Below are 21340 nucleotides of genomic sequence, written 5' to 3'. Positions count from 1 at the left end.
ATGGCCTTTCCATCCAACGTCGCACCCCGCCTGCTCGAAGGCCGCCTCGCCTTCATCACCGGCGCGGGCCAGGGCAACGGCCGTGCGCTCGCACTGGGCCTGGCCCAGGCCGGCGCCCGCATCGTGGTCACCGACATGAACGACGCCACCGTCAGCGAAACCGCGCAACTGGTGCGCGACGCCGGCGGCGAGGCCTGGTCCTTCGTGCTCGACGTCACCGCGCCCGAGGCCTGCCAGGCGCTGGCCGAGCGCGTCGGCAAGGAGATCGGCAACGTCGACCTGCTGGTCAACAACGCCGGCATCATCATCCGCGAGAACACCAGCAGCCCGAACGCCGCGGCCAACTGGAAGAAGACCATCGACGTGAACGTGCACGGCACCTTCAACACCACGCTGGCCTTCATCCCGGTGCTCAAGCAGACCAAGGGCTCGATCATCAACATCGCCTCCATCGCCGCCTACGCGGGGCAGGGCGCGAGCCTGGGCTACTCGCCGTCGAAGGGCGCGATCAAGATGCTCACGCAGTCGCTCGCGCAGGAGCTCGCGCCCGCCGGCGTGCGCGTCAACGCGCTGGCCCCCGGCGTGATCGAGACGCCCATGACCGCGGCCACCCGCGAGAACCCGCAGCGCCTGGAGTCGTTCATGACGCGCATCCCCATGGGCCGCGTCGGCCAGACCGAAGACCTCGTCGGCCCGGTGATCTTCCTGGCCAGCGACATGTCGCGATACGTCACCGGCATCGTGCTGCCGGTGGACGGCGGCTTCCTCGCCGTCTGAGCCGCGCTTTTCTTCCCTCTTTCCTTTCCGCTTCCTCGTCCGTCAACCTCAGGAGACAAAAAATGAAAACCATCCGTCTGTACAAGACGCTGCTCGCCACGGCCGCGTTCGCCACCTTCACGGCAGGCGCCATGGCGCAGGACATCAAGGTCGGCTACAACGGCGACCTTTCCGCGTCGCCCTCGGCGCAGAGCGGCCAGGCCGCGGTGCTGGGCATGGAAGCGGCCATCGCCGACATCAACGCCGCCGGCGGCGTGCTCGGCAAGAAGCTCGCGCTGGTCACGCGCGACGACGTGTCGGCGCCGCCGAAGTCGATCCAGAACATGAGCGACCTGATCGACAACGAGAAGGTGGTCGCCGTCTTTGGTCCCACCAACTCGGGCAACGCGATGGCGTGGAAGCACATCGCCAACCAGAAGAAGATCCCCGTTCTGGGCAACGTGGGCTCGGGCACCGACATCACCAAGCCGATGAGCCCCGGCGCCGACAACTACATGTTCCGCGTCTCGATGGTCGACCGCGAGCAGGTGGCAGCGCTCATGGCCTACGTGAAGAAGAACACCGCCGGCTCCAAGGTGGTGGGCCTGATGGCCGAGACCACCGGCTACGGCCAGGGCGGCCTGAAGGACATGGAAGAGATCGCCAAGCTGCAGGACATCAAGATCGCGGCCACCGAGCGCTTCGGCGTCGGCGACACCGACATGACCTCGCAGCTGAGCAAGATGAAGGCCGCCAACGTCGACACCGTGGTGGTGTGGGCGCAGGGCACGCCGATCGCGCAGCTCGTGCGCAGCATGGAGAAGATCAACTACTTCCCGCTGACGCTCACCTCCTGGGCCGCAGACAACATCACCTTCTACGACGCGGCCGGCAAGGCGCTGGCGGAAAAGCCGATCTTCATGCGCACCGTGAGCGAGACCCGCACGCCCGCGCAGCAGAAGCTGTTCGACCGCATCGGCAGCAAGCTGAAGGCTCCAGGCTCGTTCTCGTTCGCGCTGCACGGCTACGACTCGATGCAGCTGCTGGCGCAGGCCATGAAGCAGGCCAACAGCACCGATGGCGCGGCGGTGCGCACGGCGCTCGAAGACCTGAAGACGCCCGTGCAGGGCGTGCTGAAGACCTACGACAAGCCCTTCAGCAAGACCAACCATGAAGCGCTGACCGCGAAGGACCTGGTCTGGATCCGCTGGAAGGACGGCAAGCTGCTGCCCTACAGCGACGCGCTGATCGGCGGCCTGAAGCCCGCCGACTTCAAGCAGTAAGCACGGCCGGAAGCCAGAAGCAAGAAGAGACAAAGACCATGGTTGTAGCGCTCCTGCAGGCGCTCATCAGCGGGCTCGCCGTCGGCGGTGCCTATGCGCTGGTGGCGCTCGGATTCAGCATCACGTTCACGACGACCAAGACGCTGAACTTCTCGCACGGCGAGTTCGTCTCCGCCGGCGCGTTCATCGGCATGAGCGCCCTGTTCCTGGTGCTGGGCAAGCCCTTCGACTCCACCACCTTCGGCGACGCCATTCCCGGCGCGGGCGCACAGCTCTTCGCGCTGGTGGCCGCGCTCGGCGTGATGGGGCTGCTGGGCTGGCTGCTGTACGTGCTGGGCGTGCGTCCGTTCGCGGGCCGCCCCGGCATGGCTTGGGTGATGAGCACGCTGGGCTTCGGCGTGATCCTGCAGAGCGTGGGGCTCGCCATCTGGGGCCCGAAGCCCGTGGTGGTGCCCGCGCCCGTGGGCGACACGGTGATCCGCATGTTCGGCGTGGGCGTGCGCCCGCAGGAACTGCTCACGCTGGGCGTGGCCGTGGTCGTGATGTTCGGCTTCGATCGCGTCATGAACCGCACCATGGTCGGCAAGGCGATGCGCGCCGTCGCGCAGAACGGCAACGTCGCCAGCCTGATGGGCATCAACACCAACGCGATGATGATCGGCGCCTTCGTCGTCAGCTCGGCGCTGGCGGGGCTCTCGGGCTTTTTGCTTGCGCCCATCGCGCAGGCTTCTCTTTTCATGGGCCTCACCGTGGGGCTCAAGGGCTTCTCCGGCGCGATGATCGGCGGCCTGAGCAACCCGCGCGGCTGCGTGATCGGCGGCTTCCTGCTCGGCGTGCTCGAGTCGATGGTCAATCTCTGGCAGGCGCAGTGGCGCGAGGTGGCGGTGTTCGCGCTCGTCATCCTCGTGCTGGCCTTCCGTCCCACGGGCCTGTTCGGCCGCTCGACGGTGGAGAAGGTATGAAGCGCCTGGCCCATCCCCTTGCCGTGGTGCTTGTCGCCGCGGTGCTCGTCGGCATCGTCTCGATGTCGGGCAACGACTACTACCTGCGCATCGCCTTCATGATGTGCGTCTACTACCTCTGCGCCGCAGGCATGAACGTGCTGGTCGGCTACGCGGGACAGAAATCGCTCGGCCAGGCCGGGCTGTTCGCGGCCGGCGCCTACGGCGTGGCGCTGCTGACCTCGCGCACCGACATGGACCCGTGGCTCGCGCTCGCGCTGGCCGCCGTCATCTCGGGCCTGTGCGGCGTGCTCATCGCGCTGCCTTCGCTGCGCGTGAAGGGGCCGTACCTGGCCATGGTCACGCTGGCCTTCGGCATCGTGGTCGAGAAGCTCGTGGGCGAATGGACCGACGTGTTCGGCGGCGCGCAGGGTATCTACGGCATCCGCCCGCTCACCTGGAAGGGCGCGCCGCTGGACACCACGCAGTGGGTCATCCTCGGCATCGTGCTGTGCGCGGCGCTGCACCTGCTGCTGCGCAACCTGCTGGGCGGCCGCTTCGGCCGCGCGCTGCTGTCGCTGCAGGCGGACGAGATCGCCTCGTCTTCCGTGGGCGTGCGCGTGTACCGCGCCAAGGTCATGGCCTTCGTGGTCGCGGCCGTCACCTGCGGCATCGCGGGCGCGCTGGTGGCGCAGCAGAACCAGTACATCAATTCCGACTTCATCACCTTCCACCTGTCGATCTTCATCCTGCTTCTGGTGCTGTTCGGCGGCGCGGGCTCGATGTACGGCCCGCTGGTGGGCGCGGTGCTGCTCACGCTGACCGACGCGCTGCTGGCGCGCTGGCCCTCGGCGCAGCACTTCCTGTACGGCTTCCTGCTGCTGTTCGCGCTGTACGTCATGCCTGGCGGCGTGGTGGGCCTGTTCAACAAGTGGTTCATGAAGTCGCGCCATCGCGGCGAAGGCGCGGGCGGCAACGGCGTGCCGGGCCAGATCGGCCCCGGCGGCGAAGGCGAGCTGCTGGTGGTGCAGGGCGTGACCAAGTCGTACGGCGGCGTGAAGCCGGCGCAGGACGTGTCGTTCCGCCTGCAGCGCGGCCACATCCATGCGCTGATCGGACCGAATGGCGCGGGCAAGAGCACGATGATCAACATGCTCACCGGCGTGATCGAACCCGACGCGGGCTCCATCCGCTTCCTGGGCCGCAACATCGTGGGCCAGCCGGCGCACACCATCTGCTGCCTGGGCATGGGCCGCACCTTCCAGAACCTGCGGCTGTTCGCGGATCTCTCGGTGCTCGACAACGTCATGCTGGGCCGCCACAGCCGCATGAGCAACGGCTTCCTGTCGTCGCTCGTGGCGTGGCCCACGGCGAACCGCCAGGAGAAGGCGACGCGCGAGCGGGCCCTGCAGCTGCTCGACCTGGTGGACCTCGGCCACCTCGCGCACTGGCCCGCCGGCAGCCTGCCCTACGGCCTGCAGCGCCGCGTGGAGCTGGCGCGCGCGCTGGCCACCGAACCGCAGCTTCTTCTGCTCGACGAACCGGCCGCCGGCCTGAACCCGCAGGAAACCGCCGAGCTCGGCGAACTGCTGCTGCGCATCGGCAAGTGCGGCGTGTCGATCCTGATGGTGGAGCACCACATGGACCTGGTGATGTCGATCTCGGACCACGTGATGGTGCTCGATTACGGCATCAAGATCGCCGAGGGCAAGCCCGCCGAGGTGCAGGCCAACCCGCGCGTGGTCGAGGCCTACCTGGGCGTGGACGACGAAGAAGAAGAGGCACTGGCCACGGCCATGCCGGCCTGAGCAGAAAGACCGAAACCATCATGCTGAAAATCGAATCGGTGAAGGTCTCGTACGGCGCCATCGAGGCCGTCAAGGGCGTGAGCCTGGAAGTGCGCGCGGGCGAGGTCGTCACCATCATCGGCGCCAATGGCGCCGGCAAGAGCACGCTGCTCAAGAGCATCGTCGGGCTGGAGCCCGTGGCCGAGGGCCGCGTGCTGATCGACGGCAACGACTGCACCCACGTGCCATCGCACAAGCGCGTGGGCGTGGGCGTGGCGCTGTCGCCCGAAGGCCGGGGCGTCTTCCCAGATCAGACGGTGCGCGAGAACCTCATGCTCGGCGCCTACTCGCGCCGCAACGACAAGGCCTTCGTGGAGCGCGCCATCGAGCGTGAGTTCGCACGCTTCCCGCGCCTGAAGGAACGCCAGCACCAGCCCTCGGGCACGCTGTCGGGCGGCGAGCAGCAGATGCTGGCCATCGCGCGCGCGCTCATGAGCGAGCCGCGCCTGCTGCTGCTGGACGAGCCCTCGCTGGGGCTCGCGCCGCTCATCATCAAGGACATCTTCGACGCCATCCGCCAGCTGCGCAGCTCGGGCCTGACCATCCTGCTGGTGGAGCAGATGGCCAAGCAGGCGCTGGGCGTGGCCGACCGTGCCTACGTGCTCGAGACCGGCTGCATCACGCTCGAAGGCTCCGGGCGCGAGCTGCTCGACAACCCCAAGGTGAAGTCCGCGTACCTCGGCACGCATTGACTTTCACCGCTCATTTCAAAGGAACTCGCATGACCACCAAGAAATTCGCCAGCCACGCCGACCTCGAGGAAAAGAAGGTCTCGTTCACCCGCCTCTCGGAGAACGCCTACGCCTACACCGCCGAGGGCGACCCGAACACCGGCATCTTCATCGGCGACGAAGCCGTGATGGTGGTCGACACCCAGGCCACGCCCGCGATGGCGCAGGACGTGATCCGCCGCATCCGCGAAGTGACGCCGCTGCCGATCAAGTACGTGCTGCTCTCGCACTACCACGCGGTGCGCGTGCTGGGCGCGTCGGCCTACTTCAAGGAAGGCGCCGAGCAGATCATCGCCAGCCGCGACACCTACGACCTGATCGTCGAGCGCGGCGAGCAGGACAAGGCCAGCGAGATCGGCCGCTTCCCGCGCCTGTTCCGCAACGTCGAATCGGTGCCGCCGGGCCTGACCTGGCCCACCATGACCTTCGACGGCACCATGAGTGTGTGGCTGGGCAAGAAGCTCGAAGTGAAGATCGCGCAGGTCGGCCGCGGCCACACCAAGGGCGACACCATCGCCTACCTGGAAGACCAGAAGATCTGCTTCGCGGGCGACCTCGTCGAATACCAGAGCACGGCCTACGCCGGCGACTGCTACTTCCGCGATTGGCCCACCACGCTCGACCGCCTCGCGGGCTTCGGCTTCGAGAAGCTGGTGCCCGGCCGCGGCGCGGCGCTGGAGAACGCAGCCGACGTGCGCAAGGCCATCGCCTCCACGCGCGCCTTCATCTCCGACGTGTACACGCTGGTCAACAACGGCGTGGCGCAGGGCAAGACGCTGAACGCGATCTACAAGGAAACCGTGGCGGCGCTGCGCCCCACCTACGGCCACTGGGTGATCTTCGACCACTGCATGCCTTTCGACGTGACCCGCGCATACGACGAAGCGACGGGCTATGTGCACCCGCGCATCTGGACGGCAGAGCGCGACATCGAGATGTGGAACGAACTCGAAGGCTGAGGTGAGTCCCGCCCCCGCCGCGCGCGCACCGGACGCGACACCCGCCGCCGTGCAGGCCTGGCTGCTGCTGGCGATGCTGGTGTGGGGCGTGAACGTGTCGGCCGTGAAGGTGCTGACGGGTTTCTTCGACACCCTGCCGCTGGCGGCGCTGCGCATGGCGGTGGCCTGCCTGGCGCTGAGCGTGATCGTGCTGTGGCGGCGCGGCGGGGTGCCGGTGTTCGGCATGCGCCGTCTCGCGGCGCTGGCCGGCTGCGGCTTCCTGATGGTGTACGCCAACCAGATCCTGTTCGCGCTGGGCCTGCAGCGTTCCACGGCCACCAACGGCGCGCTGATCATGGCGCTGAGTCCGCTGGTGTCTGCGCTGATGGCGGCGTTGGTGTTCCGCGAGGCGCTCACGGCGCGGCGCCTCTTCGGCGTGGCGCTCGGCTTCGCGGGCGTCGCGGCTGTAGTGCTTAGCCATCCGGGCGCGAGCCTGTCGAGCGCGGGCCTGGGCGACCTGATGCTCGCGCTCTCGGTGGTGAGCTTCGCCGTCGGCGGCGTGGGCGTGCAGCGCCTGGCGCGGCAGATCGATCCGCTGTCGATGAGCTGGGGCATCTACGTCCTGGGCACCGCGATGCTGGTGCTGCACACGCTGCTCGGGCCCTCGCCGCTGGGCGCAGCGCAGATCTTTCCGGGCGCGTGGCCGTGGGCACTGGTGCTGTTCTCGGGCGTGGCCGCCACTGCCGCCGGCAACCTGATCTGGAACCGCGCCATCTCCGTCATCGGCGTGGCGCGCACCGCCGTCTTTCTTTACTGGGTGCCGGTGTTCGGCGTCGGGGTCGCGGCGCTGCTGCTCGGCGAGGTGCTGACCTGGTGGCACCTGCTCGGCTTCGCGGCCGTGATGAGCGGCACCTGGCTGGGTACGCGGCCTCCCGCGGCCACAGTGACCTGATTCCTTTCATCCATGTCTTCCGACTCTCTCCCCCTGCTTTTCCAGCCCCTGCAACTGCGCGGCCTCACGCTGTCCAACCGCGTCGTCATCTCGCCGATGTGCCAGCACGCCGCCGACCGCGGCCATGCCACGCCGTGGCACATGGTGCATCTCGGCAAGTTCGCGCTCGGCGGGGCAGGGCTGATCCTCACCGAGAGCACCGCGGTCGATCCGCGCGGGCGCATCGGCACGGCCGACCTCGGCCTGTGGAAGGACAGCCAGATAGCACCGCTGAAGGCCGTGGTCGATTTCGTGCATGCCCAGGGCGGCGCCATCGGCGTGCAGCTCGCACATGCCGGGCGCAAGGCCGGCAGCGAGCCGCTGTGGGAAGGCGGCGCGGCGCTGGGCGATGCACGCATGGCCGCCGACGAGGAGCCGTGGGAGCGCCTGGGCCCGAGCGCGCTGGCGGCAGGGCCGGGCTGGTCGGCGCCGCGCGCGCTCGACGCCGACGGCATCGCGGCGGTGGTGCAGCGCTTTGTCGATGCGACGGTGCGCGCGGACAAGGCTGGCTTCGACGTGGTCGAGCTGCACTTCGGGCACGGCTACCTGGTCGCGAGTTTCCTGTCGCCCAACGCCAACCATCGCGACGACGCGCTCGGCGGCAGCCGCGACAACCGCATGTGGCTCGCACTGGAAATCGCACAGCGCGTGCGCGCCGCATGGCCGGCGGAGAAGCCGCTGTTCTGCCGGCTCTCGGCGGTCGACGGCACGCTCGACGGCTGGAGCCTCGACGACTCGGTGGTGCTCGCGCGCGAACTCAAGCGCTGCGGCGTCGATGTGATCGACTGCTCCTCGGGCGGGCTCACCGAGGAGACGCGTGCGCTGCCGGTGCCGCGCGGGCTGGGCTTCCAGGTGCCGTTCTCGGCGCGCATCCGGCGCGAGGCGCAGGTGCCCACGCAGGCCGTGGGAATGATCGTCGACGCGCAACAGGCCGAGGCCGTGCTCGCCGCCGGCGATGCCGACCTGATCGCGCTGGGCCGCGAGGCCCTGTTCGACCCCTACTGGCCGCACCACGCGGCCGCCGCGCTCGGCGCGGACCCGGGCTTCCAGCGATGGCCGGTGCGCCACGGCGTGTGGCTGGCCAAGCGCGCGCCCGGCCTCGCGCGTGCGCGCGCCGAAGCCGGCGAACAGTAACCCGACAACAAGGAGACAAGCAGATGACCGAACCGATGACCCTGCGCATGGGCCTGATCCGAAAGAAACCCGAATGGACCGACGAGGCGTTTCGCAGCCACTGGCGCGACAGGCACGGCCCGCTGGTGGCGCAGCTGCCCACGCTGCGCGGCTACCGGCAGAACCTCGTGGTCGACCGGCTGCAGCGCGGCATCGACTTCGCGCGCGGGCCGTGGGACTTCGATGGCTTCTCGCAACTGCGCTTCGACGAGGGCGCGCAGGCCGACGCGGCCTTCAACCGCGGCGAGCTCGCCGCCGCCATCCGCGCCGACGAGGAGCGCTTTCTTGGCGGGCTGCACATCGTGACCGTCGCGCAGACCGAGGTGATCGCGCTGCCGCCGAAGCCTGAGGGCCTGCTCAAGCGCATCTCGCTGCTGCGCCGGCCGATCGAGCAGTCGGAGGACGACTTCCGTCGCGAGTGGAAGGTGCACGCCGACCACGTGCGCCGCATGCCCGGCGTGAGCGGCTACCGCCAGAACGTGGTGACGGCGCGCGAGCTCGTGAAGGGCACGCCCTGCGGCTATGCGGAACTGCCGATCGACGGCATCGTCGAGCTGTGGTTCGAGAGCGCCGACACGCTGAACGCCGCCTTCGCCTCGCCGCAGGGGCAGGTGACGATGGCGCACGCGCTCACCTTCCTGGCGGAAATCACGGCCTTCGTGGTGGAGGAGCACCGCGTGGTGTGAGTGCCGCGAGGCACCCGCACCCTGCTGCTCAGAAGTTCTTCAGCGTGTCGATCTGCAGCTGCGTCAGGCCGCGCTGGTAGAGCACATTGGTGCGGAAGTCCGCGGCGATGGCGGCGGCCTGCGCGTCCACGTCGGTGGCGCGCGTCGCGATGCCCGCGGCGCCGATCCAGGTGTTCGTGCCCGTCAGGATCAGGAAATTCACCAGCGTGACCGTGCCGCCGGCCGGCACGGTGATGTCGAAGTCCATCGTCACCACGTTGCTGCCGTCCGAGCTGTTGAGCGCCGAGGTCGAGGCGTAGTCCACGTGGTCCGCCGCGCCGAAGACGAAGCCCGCGTCGCGGCCCTTGCCCAGGCCGTCCCACACCGCCAGCGACTTCTGCGGCGCGCCAGCCGGCGGATAGATCACGCCCGCGCCGTAGGAGCCCAGGAAGCTGGTGTACGTCACCTTGGCCGTGATGGACGATGCCGTGGGGTTGTGGAAGGTGTCCGTCATGCGCCCCCATGACTGGTCGGGTTGCGCGTAGAAGGTGCGCTGCACGTCGAGGCCGCGCAGCGTCCTCACGCCGGATCGGATGTTCTGCGCGCCGCGCGTGGGCGACACGGTCCAGCCTGTCAGTCCCCTGCTGAAGTCGCCGTTGACGATGAAGCTGCGCGCGGCGTCGTCGTCCACCGACACCATCTCGATCGACGTGCCCTGGCCGCGGTTGCACTGTTCGAACGACAGCACGACCACCTGGCCGGAAAAGGACGTGAGCCAGGCGAGCCCCCACGTGCCCGACGGGCCACTGCTGTCGACCCTGAAGAGCGTGGAGAGCAGTCCGCCGCTGGTGTCGCGCAGCACCACCTGCATGAAGGCCGACTCGTCGCGGAAGTTGCCGCGCTCCACGCCCCACTTGCCGGTCCACCCGAGGCTCACGCGGCCGGTGGTCTGCCGCAGGTCCAGGGTCTGCTGCAGCCGTGCATCGGGCACCGCGTGCAGGAACGCCGCGACGCCGTTCGACTGGAACTGCGGGTCGGTCGTGACCGACACCACCTTCAGGCCGTCGGCCGCCGTCATCTCGGGGCCCAGCGGCGTCAGTTCGGCGAAAGTCTGGTTGACCTTGAAGCCCGCGAAGCCGCCACCCACGGTCACGCCCAAGGTCAATGCGCCCGAACCCGCGCCTACACCCGAGCCCGCGAACTGGTCGTTCCAGCCGTTCCCGATGGAGAAGTCGGGCGTCAGGTCCCAGAAGTTCGCCTGGCCGGGGCCGACGGCGGCGTTGATGTCGTCGTCGTGGATGGCGAGGCTCTGCGTGAGGATCGTCGATGCAGGCAGCGAGGTCGGCGTTGCGAGCTCGGGGCCGGGAGCCGGTGCCGGCGGATTGGGCGCGGGCGGGGCCGGCGGCTGCGGAGCGGGCGGTGCCGGCGGTTCGCCCGGTGCGGGAGCTGGGGCGGGTGGCGCGCCGACCGGCGGGAAGGCGAATCCACCGCCGCCTCCGCTTCCGCCACCACCGCAACCGCTCAACACCGCGACGCTCACCGCGGTGAGCGCAAACCTTCTCCGATCCATGCCCGAGCTCCTCGTCGATTTTTCTGAAGACAGTTCCATCCATCACGGCGCGCCGGTCGCGACCGCAAGGCGCCGATTGGAATGGCTCGCGCGTCTTCGGGCCATAACCGAAACAGGGGAGGGTGGGAGGGCATGCGCCGCGACGCCGGAAAGGAGGCCAAAAGTAACATCGGCGCTCGGCAATACCGGAGCAGCACGCATGGGGCGCAGCACTTTCCTTCTGGCCTTCTCCTTCGTCATGGCAACCGCCGCATGCGCGGCATCCGCCCAGACGCGCAAGCCTCTTCAGCCCGGCGTGGTCGGCGTGATGCGCATCGACGCCGGCACCGACTACGTGTTTCTCGACCGGCCCACCACTGTGGGCGGCGCGTGCAAGGGGTGGAAGGCGGTGTCGATACAGGCCCCGGGCCCGGCGGGCTCGGGCATCACCAACCTCATGTGCTGGAAGGAGTCGAACGGCCAGCTGCTGACGGCGACCGAGGCCAAGGTGACGCCGCAGGTCGCGCCGATGAGCCTGATCCGCTGAGGCGGGCAAAAAAAAGCGCCCCTCGAGGGAGCGCTTAACGACGCACGGATGCGCCGTGAGGAGGAACCGGGATCCACGGAACCTCCACATTGACTCTGCGCACCGCCCGCGCATGCGGGACGGGGCAAGGCAAGTGCGTGAGCGCCTGCCTACAGCATCCTCGCCTCGCCTCGCCTCGCTTCGACGGGCTGGCTGGCGAGCGGATGGTCCGCTCAGCCCAGCAGGCCGTGCAGGATGTTGGTGACCGGGCTCACCACGTGGCTCACCGTCTGCTCGACCTGGCTGGTGATCGGTGCCACGACTTCGCCCACGCCGGCGGCGACGGCACCGACCGCGCCTTCGGCCACGTGCGCCACCGTCTCGACCACCGGCGCCACGGTGCCGGCGGAGCCCGCCAGGATGTCGGTTGCCGGAGCAGCGGCGGTGGAGGCCGCGTGAGCCGCCGGAGCGGCCGCGTCGCTAGTCGCCGACTGCAGCACGTTGGCCACCGGGCCGTCGTCGCCGCCGAGCGCGCCGAGCAGGCGGCCGACGAGGCCATCCGCCCCCAGCACGCTGCCGACAAGACCGTCGTCGCCGAGGAGGTTGTTCACGAGCCCGTCTTCGCCGAGCACGCCACCCAGCAGGCCGCCGGAGCTGCCGCCACCGGTCACGCCGCCGAGCAGGCCACCGACGAGGCCGTCTTCGCCGAGGAGACCGCCGACCAGGCCACCGGCGTCGCCGTTAGTGACGCTGCCGAGCAGGCCGCCGACGAGGCCGTCCTCGCCAAGGAGACCGCCGACCAGACCGCCGGCATCGCCATTGGTGACGCTGCCGAGCAGGCCGCCGACGAGGCCGTCCTCGCCGAGGAGACCGCCGACCAGGCCACCGGCATCGCCATTGGTGACGCTGCCGAGCAGGCCACCGACGAGGCCATCCTCGCCGAGGAGACCACCGACCAGGCCACCAGCGTCGCCGTTGGTGACGCTGCCGAGCAGGCCGCCGACGAGGCCGTCCTCCCCAAGGAGACCGCCGACCAGACCGCCAGCGTCGCCGTTGGTGACGCTGCCGAGCAGGCCGCCCACGAGACCGTCTTCGCCGAGGAGGCCGCCGACCAGACCGCCGGCGTCGCCGTTGGTGACGCTGCCGAGCAGGCCGCCGACGAGGCCATCCTCGCCGAGGAGCCCACCGACCAAGCCACCGGCATCGCCATTGGTGACGCTGCCGAGCAGGCCGCCCACGAGACCGTCTTCGCCGAGCACGCCACCGAGGAGACCACCGTCCCCGCCGAGTACACCGCCCAGAAGACCGTCGTCACCCAGCACACTGTCGAGCAGGCCGCCGTCACCGCCGAGAAGACCGCCCAGCAGGCCATCGTCGCCCAGCACACCGCCGAGCAGACCGCCATCGCCGCCGAGGACGCCGCCCAGCAGGCCGTCGTCCCCCAGCACGCCGCTCAGAAGGCCGCCATCGCCACCGAGCAGGCCGCCCAGCGGACCGTCGGCGCCGAGGAGGCCATCGTCGGCAAGAACGCCACCCAGCAGGCCGTCTCCGCCGAGCAGGCCGCCGATCAGGCCGTTGTCGCCCAGTACGCCGCTGAGCAGCCCGTCGTCGCCGCCGAGCAGGCCGCCCAAGGGTGTCGCACCCAGCAGCCCACCGACCACGCCATCAGGTCCGAGCAGGCTGTCGACCACGCCTCCTTCGCCGAGCAGGCCGCCGGTGAGACCGTCGCTGCCCAGCAAACCGGCAAGCGAGCCGTCGCCGCCGAGTACGCCACCGAGCAGGCCGTCTTCGCCGCCGAGGAGGCCGCCCAGCAGGCCATCGTCACCCAGCACGCCGCCAAGCAGACCGCCGTCGCCACCGAGGAGGCCACCCAGCAGGCCGTCGTCACCCAGCACGCCACCAAGCAGACCGCCGTCGCCACCGAGCAGGCCGCCCAGCAGGCCGTCGTCACCCAGTACGCCACCAAGCAGACCGCCGTCGCCACCGAGGAGGCCGCCCAGCAGACCGTCGTCGCCCAGCACACCGCCGAGCAGGCCACCGTCGCCACCGAGGAGACCACCCAGCAGGCCGTCGTCACCCAGCACGCCACCAAGCAGACCGCCGTCGCCACCGAGCAGGCCGCCCAGAAGGCCATCGTCACCCAGCACACCGCCGAGCAGGCCACCGTCGCCACCGAGGAGACCACCCAGCAGGCCGTCGTCACCCAGCACACCGCCGAGCAGGCCACCGTCGCCACCGAGGAGGCCACCCAGCAGGCCATCGTCGCCCAGCACGCCGCCGAGCAGGCCGCCATCACCGCCGAGGAGACCACCCAGCAGGCCGTCATCACCCAGCACGCCGCCCAGCAGCCCGCCATCGCCCAGCAACTGCCCGACCAATCCGTCTTCGCCGAGCACACTGCCCACGAGGCTGCCGTCGCCCAGCAGGCCTTCGAGCACCTGGCTGACGACGCCGTCATTGCCGATGAGCTGGTCCACGAGGCCGTCGATGCCCAGGCCGGTGGTGACGCCGCCGAGCAGGCCGTCGCTGCCGAGCACGTTTTCGAGGATGTTGTTGAGCGCGTCGGTCAGGTAGTCGACCTGGCCGTTCAGCGAGCCGATGAGCGCATCGGTCAGGCCGCTGCCCAGCAGGCCGTCGACCACGGGAGTGAGCACGCCGCCGAGGTCGGCGGTGATGCCGTCGACGGTGTTGTCCACCGGGTCGAACGCGTTCGGATCGTTGGGCCTGAATTCGTTGCCCGCGACCGGCGAGAGCACGTTGTCCACCAGGTCCGTGAGGCCGTCGACCGTGGGCATCAGCGAAGACAGCGTGCCCGCGGAACTCGTCACCGCGGCGCTGCGCGCGGCGGCCGCGCTTCCGCCGCCGCTGCCGCCCAGGCCGAGCAGGTTGTCGAGGGCGCCGACCAGATGGCCGGCTGCGCTGTCGCCCGGATCGAGCAGGTGGTCGGCGTCCGCATCGGCGTCGGAATCGGCATCCGAGTCCGCGTCCGAATCGGCGTCGGAGTCCGAGTCGGCATCCGAATCGGCGTCTGCGTCCGCATCGGCATCCGAGTCGCCGTCCGCATCGGCGTCGGCATCTGCGTCCGCGTCGGCATCCGCATCGCTTTCGCCGATGCCCGGAACGAAGAAGGGGACAGCGCCGCCATCGCTGCCGCCGCCACCGCCCAGCGCGGCAGCGAGGCCGGCGGCGCCCAGCGCGCCGAGCGCGAATTCGCCCAGCCCGATGCCGCTGCCGGCGGCGGTCTTCTTGCTCACCGCGAGCGCGGCCGCCTCGGCATCGCTGTCGGGGGCGGTCACCTCGAGGTCGCCGGAAGCCACGTCCACGTTCACCTGCTCCAGGCCGCTGGCGAGCTTGGTCGAGCTGATGGTGGCGTCGGTGCCGCCGGTGAACACGCCGGCCAGCGGAGCCTTGTTGGTGGCCGACCCGGGAAAGAGAACATTGGCGTGGCCGTCCTGCGGAACGATCACGCGGTCGCCGGCCATCAGCGACTGGCTGCCCGACACCGGAATCGCCACGCCGTCGCGCATGACGACCGTGCCGGGCGTGGCATTGGACAGCGACCCGATGCCGGCCGGCGCGGCGGACGATGCCGCGGCGGCGCTTCCGCCCATGGGTGCGACAGGCGCGATGGGCCTGACCGTCGATTGCGCGAGGATCACCGGCGCGGCACTGCTGTCGGCGCCTCCGGCGATCGAAGAAATCGTTGTGTTGGCATCCGCCATGGCAGCCTCCTCGGTAGTGGGACTGACTGACGGGGCAACTTGTGTGCCGCTTTTTTGCGCAGCTGCCGGCGATGCGGTGGCAGCTGCGCAAGCTGTTGATTTAAATGAAGATTCCTGTCGGGCCGGCACCGCGGCCGGGGCTTCCGGCGGGCGCGCTTCGGCGCTTGTTACGTAGCGCTGTTACGTGCCCGGCTCGTAACGAGGGCCGAGGCGGGAGCAGGCCGCCCGGCCCCCGGGTCAGGCCACGGGCCGCAGGCGCGGCGACACCGGAATGTCGCGCGAGAAGTCGCGGCGCGGCGCCGAAGGCAGCACGGTGCGCTGCGCATCGTCGGGCAGCACGAACTGGCTGATGAGCGTGTCCAGGTTGCGGGCCTGGTCGCGCAGGCTTTCCGACACGGCGGCCGATTCCTCGACCATTGCCGAGTTCTTCTGCGTCATCTCGTCCAGCCGGGCGACGGCGGCGTTGATCTGCCCGATGTCCTGCACCTGCGACTGCGTCGCCGTCGTGATGGCGCCGACCGTGTCGGCGACCTGGCTGATCGAGGTCACGATGCGGCCCATGGTCCGGCCCGCGTCGTCGGCCAGCACGGTGCCGGCCTCGATGCGCTGCACCGAGTGGTCGATCAGGCTCTTGATCTCGCGTGCCGCGGCGGCCGAGCGTGTGGCCAGCTGGCGCACTTCCGACGCGACCACCGCGAAGCCGCGCCCCGCGTCGCCGGCACGCGCGGCCTCGACTGCAGCGTTGAGCGCCAGGATGTTCGTCTGGAAGGCGATGCCGTCGATCACGCCCGTGATGTCCGCCACCTTGTGCGACTCGCGCCGGATGTCCTGCATGGTGCTCACCACCTGCGAGACCGCCTCGCCGCCCTGCGTGGCCACCACGGCGGCGGCGCCGGCCATGCGCTCGGCTTCGCCGGCGGCCGTGCTCGACTGCTGCGCGTTGTGCATGACCTGCTCCAGCGCCGCTGCAGTCTGCTGCAGGCTGGCCGCCGCACCCTCGGTGCGTGCCGAGAGTTCCGAATTGCCATGCGCGATCTCGCCGGCCGCCGTGCGCACGTTCTGCACCGACTCGCGCACGCGCAGCACCAGCTCGCGCAGCGCGCCCTGCATGGCGCCCAGCGCCTGCAGCATCTGGCCCGCCTCGTCGCGGGAGTGGCCTTCGATGTCCTGGCGCAGGTCGAGGCTGGCCACGCGCCCGGCCGTGTCGCTCGCGAGCCGGATCGGCCGGCCGATGCTGCGCATCAGCCCCAGCGCCAGCACGCTGCCCAGCAGCAGGGCGGCAACGCTGAACACCGCCAGCGCGATGCGGGCCGATGCGCTCAGCTGCGCGATGTTCTCGCCGGCGGTGTCGATGGCCTGGCGCTGCGATTGCGCGAGCCTGGAAACGGCGGCAAGGAGCGCCGCCGAGCTGGGCTGGAAGCGCTGCGAATACACATTGCGGATGCGCTCGGTAAGACCCGAGTCGCGCGCGGCCACCAGCTCCTTGACGGCGATCGCGAAGTCCTTGCCGGCGGCGTCCGCCTGCGCGAGCAAGGCGCGGTCTGCGTCGTCCTGCAGCCGTTGGTCGAGCTGCTTCATCAGTTCGTCGTAGCTCGCGGCGGTCGCGCGGATGTCGGCGGAAAGAATCTCGCCGACCTCGGGCTCCGAGCTCAGCGCCATCGCCTTGTAGCGTTCGGCATTGATGGCCTGCAGGCGGTAGGCGTCGGCCACGAGGCGCTCCGACACGCCGCGCTGCTGGATGGTCTCGCGCGTGGCGTCGTCGACCTTGGCGAGCGAACGGATGCCGATGCCGGAGCCCGCGAGGGTCAGCAGCAGGACGGCCGAGAAGGTGAGCAGGAGGCGGCGACCGAGGATGTTGCGGGAGCCGGGGGAGGGGAGGAGAAGGTGGGCGTCTGGTGTCACGCGCGGATTAGACCGGGGGCGTGTGACTGGGCGTTGACCCGGACTCGCTTGTGGACATGGCGCGTTTTCGCGCAGTCATCGGCCGATGGCCGCGCCATGCGTCGCTACGAAGCGGCCATTGCGCAGACGCAAAGGCGGCAATGAAAATCACCGTCCGCTTCTCGCGCACAATCGAATCATCATCGGGAAACTGAAGCGCAAGGTCGGCCTGGAGCAGGCTGCACGGCGCATGAGTGCATTCATGAAGAACCTCGGTCGACTGATGCGCAGTGCCAGCCTTAGCGGCTACGTCGAGCTGGTCCGGTCGCTTGGCCGGGATCCCCATGCGTTCATGCGCAGCGTGGGACTTCAGGCGGAACAGCTGGAGCATCCCGAGACGCTGATCCCGGGGGATGCCGTGCGCGAACTGCTCGAGATCACCGCGCGCGCCACGCGCACCGAGGACTTCGCACTTCGGCTGGCGGCGCAGCGCAGGCTCTCGGCGCTGGGGCCCATCAGCCTCGTGCTCAAGGAAGAACCTACGCCGCGGGCCGCGCTCGAAGCGCTCAGCCGCTATCTGAAGCTGGTGAATGCCTCGCTGATCTTTCGCCTGGAAGACGTGGGCGACACGGTCATCGTCCACGAAGACCTGCTGCCGAGCCCGGGCTTGCCGATGCGCCAGTCGATGGAGCTTGCCATCGGCATCGTGTTCCGGATCCTGGGCGAGCTGATCGGTCCGCAATGGCGGCCGCAGCAGGTCTGCTTCACGCACCGGCCGCCGGCCGATGTCTCGGCGCACCGGCTTTTCTTCGGCCGCAGCGTCAGGTTCAACCAGGACTTCAACGGCCTCGTCTGCCTGGCAGCCGATCTTCTCCAGCCACGCGCATCCGGGGATCAGGCAGAGGCGCGTTTCGCGCGCGAGTATCTGGAGGCGGCCCTCAAGGACCGCGGCGAGAGCGCACATGATGCGTGCCGCGAACTGATCCTGGCCTTGCTGCCGACCGGGGGCTGCACCGTGCAGACAGTGGCACGGCATCTGCGGGTGGATCGCCGCACACTGCACCGCCGTCTGCAGGCGGAAGGGCTCACGTTCAGCGGCCTGCTCGACGAAGCTCGCGCGGACCTGGTCAGGCGCCATCTGCGCGACAGCGACCTGCCGCTGGGCGAAGTGGCGGAGCTGCTGGGCTTCTCGGGCCCCAGCAGCTTCAGCCACTGGTTCAGCAATCACTTCGGGTGCAGCGCTTCGCAGTGGAGCCGGCAAGCCGAGGGCGTGGCTGCCCAGGGCTGACGAAGGTGTTCTCCTGCCCGTTCTCGAAGCGCAGGGCATGCGCGATGCCCTCCACGAGGAGTCAGGCGGCCTTGCGCAGGAAGCCCTGATTGGCTCCCCGGCGGTTGGGCGCGAAGCCATTGGCCAGCAGCGACTCTTCCGCCGTGTCGTAGAACACGCCGATCTTCGAGATCTCGCGCGCCTGCTGCGCCGTCGCGATCGGGCGACCGAACTCATGCGAGATGCGCACCAGCTGCTCGATCTGCGCCACGGTGCCGATCTTGGCGCTGCGCGCCTGGTTCCACAGCACGTCCTCGGTGCCGCATCGCACGTGCAGGCCCATGGCGATGCCCATCATGTTCACGGGCAGCACGTTGCGCACCGAACTCTCCACCGTGAGCACGGCGCCATCTGGCACGGCGCGCACGAAGTTGGCCAGGTTGTAGATGTTCGGCGCATCCATGCCGCCGCTGATCGCCACCCAGTTCATCACCAGCGGGCCCTTGTAGACACCCCGGCGCATGAGCCGCTCGACCGATTCGAAGCTGTTGATGTTGTAGCACTGGAAGGCGCTCTGGATGCCGGCCTTTGTGAGACGGCGGATGTGTTCCTCGACCCAGCCCGGCTGCGCCGGCACCGTCATTTCCTTGTAGGCCTCGAAGATGGCCGGGATCTCGCGCGACGTGCCCTTGAAGTCCGCCAGCTCGGCGTGCTCCGTGACGTTCATCTGCGAGGTGTTGACGGTCACCGTCACTTGGTCAGGCCTGGGGTCGAGCTCGGCCAGCATGTGGCGCGTGTCGTCCGAGAGCCACTTGGCGGCGGCGCCTTCGTTCTCGGGCGCGAAGCTGATGGAGCCGCCCACCTGGATGATCATCTCGGGCACGCGAGCGCGCACGCCGGCGATCAGTTCGTTGAACTTCGACAGCCGCTTGCTGCCCTTGCCGTCGAGCTCGCGCACATGCAGGTGCAGCACCGTGGCGCCCGCGTTGTAGCAGTCCACCGCCTTCTGGATCTGTTCTTCCATCGTGACCGGGATCTCTTCCGGAAAATCCGAGGGAAGCCATCCGGGCGCATAGGGTGCGGCCGTGATGATCAGCGGCTGCTGGTTTTCGGGGAACAGGTGGCCGTCGAGGAAGTTCATGTCGTCGTGTCTCCGGATTGCGATGTGAGGTCGGGTTCGGTGCCGCGGCTCAGTACGGCACGTCGCCGACGATGCCGGCGCGTTCCATCTTGCGCGGCGCGGGCCAGTAGTCGTTCAGTGCGTAGTGCTGGGTGCTGCGGTTGTCCCAGACGACCACGTCGCCGGGCCGCCACGACCAGCGCACCTGGTACTCGGGGATGGTGGCCCTGCCGATGAGGTAGTTCAGCAGCAGCGCCGCGCCAGGCGTCTTGTCGATGCCGTGCCGCACGTTCTCCGGCGTGCTGTAGTTCGCGAAGTGCGTGGTGAAGGCGCCGACATAGAGCACCTTCTCTCCCGTCTCCGGGTGCGTGCGCACCACGGGGTGCTCCACCGGCGGATGGTCCTGGCCCAGCTTGCGGCGCGCCTCGGGCGTCATGACGGCGCCGAACGAGTGCTCGATGCTGGCCTTGGCGCGCAGGCCGCCGATCTTCTGCTTGATCTCGTCTGGCAATTCGTCGTGCGCCTGCACCATGTTCACCCAGATGGTGTCGCCACCGATGTCCGGGCACTCGATGCAGCGCAGCACCGCACCCATCGCGGGGCTCTGCCTCCACAGTCCGTCGCAATGGAAGGTGTTCTCGTAGCTGTGCCTGCTGTCGCTGCGATAGATGCGCACCAGGCCCGGGTGATCAGGGTCGCTGCCGACGACGGGATGATCCTCGAGCGCGCCGAAGCAGCGCGCGAAGGCCACGTGCTCGGCACGCGTGATGTCCTGTCCGCGAAAGAAGAGCACCTTGTGCTTCAGCAGCGCGGCGCGGATCTGCGCAAAGCGCCCGGTGTCGCGCGAAGCCTCGCCGAGGTGGACGTCCGAGACTTCCGCCCCCAGGGAGGGCGTGAGGGGTCTGATGTTCATGAGCGTGTCTCCGGTGGAAATCAGGCAGCGCCGGTCAGTTCGCCTGGATGTGGAACTTCCGGACGATGGCGGCATTGCGCTCGGACATCGCCCGGGTCTCGGCTAGCAGCGCGGCCGTGTCGATGCTGAGCTCGGGCTCCAGGCCAACGTCGATCAGCTTCTGCTGTACCGCAGGCACTTGCGCAGCCTTCTCGATGGTGGCGTGCAGCTTCGCCAGCACGTCGGGCGGCAGCTTGCTGGAGCCGATGAAGCCGACCCAGCCCCGGAACTGCAGGTCCGGATAGCCGAGCTCGGTCGTCGTCGGCACGTCGGGGAGGTAGCGCGAGCGGGCCTTGCCGCTGAAGGCGTACGGACGCAGCTTGCCGGCCTTGATCAGAGGCATCGAGGTCAGCATGCCGTCGAACATGGCGTCGACCTGGCCGCCGAGCAGGTCCTGCAGCGCGGGCGGCGAGCCGGGATAGCCGACATGCTGCATATCCAGCCCGGCGCGGTCGCTGAGGATCAGGCCGGCGTACTGCGACACCGTGCCGGGGCTGTAGCTGGCGAAGCTGGTCTTGCCCTTGCGCGCCTTCAGTTCGGCGATCAGGCCCTGGAAGTCCTTGGCCGGGTAGCTGGCCGCAGTCACGAGCACCACGCCCGAGCGCGCCACCGATGCGATGGGCACGAGATCCTTGAGCGGATCGAAGGGCATCTTCATCACCTGCGGCGTCTCCGCCATCACGTTGCTCGCCGCCATCGCGATGGTGTTGCCGTCGGCAGGCGCCTGCAGCATGGTCTGCAGGCCGATCGCCCCGCCGGCGCCGGGCCGGTTCTCGACGATCACCGGCCGGCCGATGTCGATGGCCATCTGCTGCCCGAGGACGCGGGCGACGATGTCCATCGTTCCGCCCGCGGGCGCGGGGACGATGAGCCTCACCGGCCGATCACCCAGCGCCCAGACGCTGAATGCCATCGACCATCCGACCAGCGCCACCAGGGCGCGCAAGAGTTGCTGCAGTTTCATCTGTTGTCTCCGGTTCTTGTCATGCGGCCTCGAG

The 21340-nt window shown here is 69.3% G+C and carries 17 protein-coding genes; 11 read left to right on the top strand and 6 right to left on the bottom strand.

Features of this window, described 5'->3' with window-relative positions:
* The 9 genes from SFB74_RS28595 (at position 1) to SFB74_RS28555 (ending at position 9346) form a co-directional block, all read left to right on the top strand.
* Positions 1-777, top strand: coding sequence for an SDR family NAD(P)-dependent oxidoreductase (locus SFB74_RS28595; protein ID WP_126471209.1), 777 nt, complete (start codon positions 1-3; stop codon positions 775-777).
* A gap of 62 nt (positions 778-839) precedes the next feature.
* The gene (locus SFB74_RS28590; protein WP_432727801.1) at positions 840-2039 is read left to right on the top strand and encodes an ABC transporter substrate-binding protein; all 1200 of its coding nucleotides are present in this window, start codon (positions 840-842) and stop codon (positions 2037-2039) included.
* 38 nt (positions 2040-2077) lie between these two features.
* Positions 2078-3001, top strand: coding sequence for a branched-chain amino acid ABC transporter permease (locus SFB74_RS28585; protein ID WP_081268848.1), 924 nt, complete (start codon positions 2078-2080; stop codon positions 2999-3001).
* Positions 2998-4788, top strand: a complete 1791-nt coding sequence (locus SFB74_RS28580; protein WP_432727800.1) for a branched-chain amino acid ABC transporter ATP-binding protein/permease — start codon at positions 2998-3000, stop codon at positions 4786-4788. Before SFB74_RS28585 ends, SFB74_RS28580 begins: the two co-directional genes overlap by 4 nt.
* A 20-nt stretch (positions 4789-4808) precedes the next feature.
* Positions 4809-5519, top strand: coding sequence for an ABC transporter ATP-binding protein (locus SFB74_RS28575; RefSeq protein ID WP_432727799.1), 711 nt, complete (start codon positions 4809-4811; stop codon positions 5517-5519).
* Positions 5520-5548: 29 nt separating this feature from the next.
* Positions 5549-6517 (top strand): MBL fold metallo-hydrolase, encoded by a 969-nt coding sequence (locus SFB74_RS28570; RefSeq protein ID WP_432727798.1) that lies wholly within the window; start codon positions 5549-5551, stop codon positions 6515-6517.
* 1 nt (position 6518) lies between these two features.
* Positions 6519-7448, top strand: coding sequence for a DMT family transporter (locus SFB74_RS28565; protein ID WP_432727797.1), 930 nt, complete (start codon positions 6519-6521; stop codon positions 7446-7448).
* A gap of 12 nt (positions 7449-7460) precedes the next feature.
* On the top strand, positions 7461-8621 hold the full coding sequence (locus SFB74_RS28560) for an NADH:flavin oxidoreductase/NADH oxidase (RefSeq protein WP_432727796.1): 1161 nt from the start codon (positions 7461-7463) through the stop codon (positions 8619-8621).
* A 23-nt stretch (positions 8622-8644) separates the two neighbouring features.
* Positions 8645-9346: an EthD family reductase gene (locus SFB74_RS28555; protein WP_432727795.1), complete on the top strand. Its 702-nt coding sequence runs from the start codon at positions 8645-8647 to the stop codon at positions 9344-9346.
* A gap of 28 nt (positions 9347-9374) precedes the next feature.
* Here SFB74_RS28555 and SFB74_RS28550 read toward each other — a convergent pair whose 3' ends face one another.
* Positions 9375-10895: a hypothetical protein gene (locus SFB74_RS28550; RefSeq protein WP_432727794.1), complete on the bottom strand. Its 1521-nt coding sequence runs from the start codon at positions 10893-10895 to the stop codon at positions 9375-9377.
* A 199-nt stretch (positions 10896-11094) separates the two neighbouring features.
* Between SFB74_RS28550 and SFB74_RS28545 the strand changes: the two genes are divergently transcribed.
* A complete protein-coding gene (locus tag SFB74_RS28545) occupies positions 11095-11421 on the top strand; it encodes a hypothetical protein (protein ID WP_432727792.1) in 327 nt (108 codons plus the stop codon).
* A 212-nt stretch (positions 11422-11633) separates the two neighbouring features.
* On the opposite strand, the gene SFB74_RS28540 is transcribed toward SFB74_RS28545, so the two are convergent.
* Together SFB74_RS28540 and SFB74_RS28535 are read right to left on the bottom strand one after the other, a co-directional pair.
* On the bottom strand, positions 11634-15122 hold the full coding sequence (locus SFB74_RS28540; RefSeq protein WP_432727791.1) for a hypothetical protein: 3489 nt from the start codon (positions 15120-15122) through the stop codon (positions 11634-11636).
* 237 nt (positions 15123-15359) lie between these two features.
* Positions 15360-17024: a methyl-accepting chemotaxis protein gene (locus tag SFB74_RS28535; protein ID WP_432727790.1), complete on the bottom strand. Its 1665-nt coding sequence runs from the start codon at positions 17022-17024 to the stop codon at positions 15360-15362.
* A gap of 241 nt (positions 17025-17265) precedes the next feature.
* Here SFB74_RS28535 and SFB74_RS28530 point away from each other — a divergent pair, with 241 nt between their 5' ends.
* Positions 17266-18291: an AraC family transcriptional regulator gene (locus SFB74_RS28530; RefSeq protein WP_432732012.1), complete on the top strand. Its 1026-nt coding sequence runs from the start codon at positions 17266-17268 to the stop codon at positions 18289-18291.
* A gap of 61 nt (positions 18292-18352) precedes the next feature.
* Here the strand turns inward: SFB74_RS28530 and SFB74_RS28525 are convergent, their stop codons facing one another.
* The 3 genes from SFB74_RS28525 to SFB74_RS28515 are packed head-to-tail and all read right to left on the bottom strand — an operon-like array spanning position 18353 to position 21255.
* The gene (locus SFB74_RS28525) at positions 18353-19411 is read right to left on the bottom strand and encodes a 3-keto-5-aminohexanoate cleavage protein (protein ID WP_432727789.1); all 1059 of its coding nucleotides are present in this window, start codon (positions 19409-19411) and stop codon (positions 18353-18355) included.
* Positions 19412-19460: 49 nt separating this feature from the next.
* The gene (locus SFB74_RS28520; RefSeq protein ID WP_432727788.1) at positions 19461-20303 is read right to left on the bottom strand and encodes a TauD/TfdA dioxygenase family protein; all 843 of its coding nucleotides are present in this window, start codon (positions 20301-20303) and stop codon (positions 19461-19463) included.
* A gap of 34 nt (positions 20304-20337) precedes the next feature.
* Entirely contained in the window at positions 20338-21255 is a 918-nt protein-coding gene (locus SFB74_RS28515) for a tripartite tricarboxylate transporter substrate binding protein (protein WP_432732011.1), read from the bottom strand.
* Positions 21256-21340: the final 85 nt, after the last annotated feature.

This window comes from Variovorax xiamenensis (assembly GCF_050916385.1).
In the GTDB taxonomy this organism is placed as follows: Bacteria; Pseudomonadota; Gammaproteobacteria; order Burkholderiales; family Burkholderiaceae_C; genus Variovorax.
Note: the sequence above shows the minus strand (reverse complement) of the source record. Positions and strands in the feature narration are given on the sequence as shown.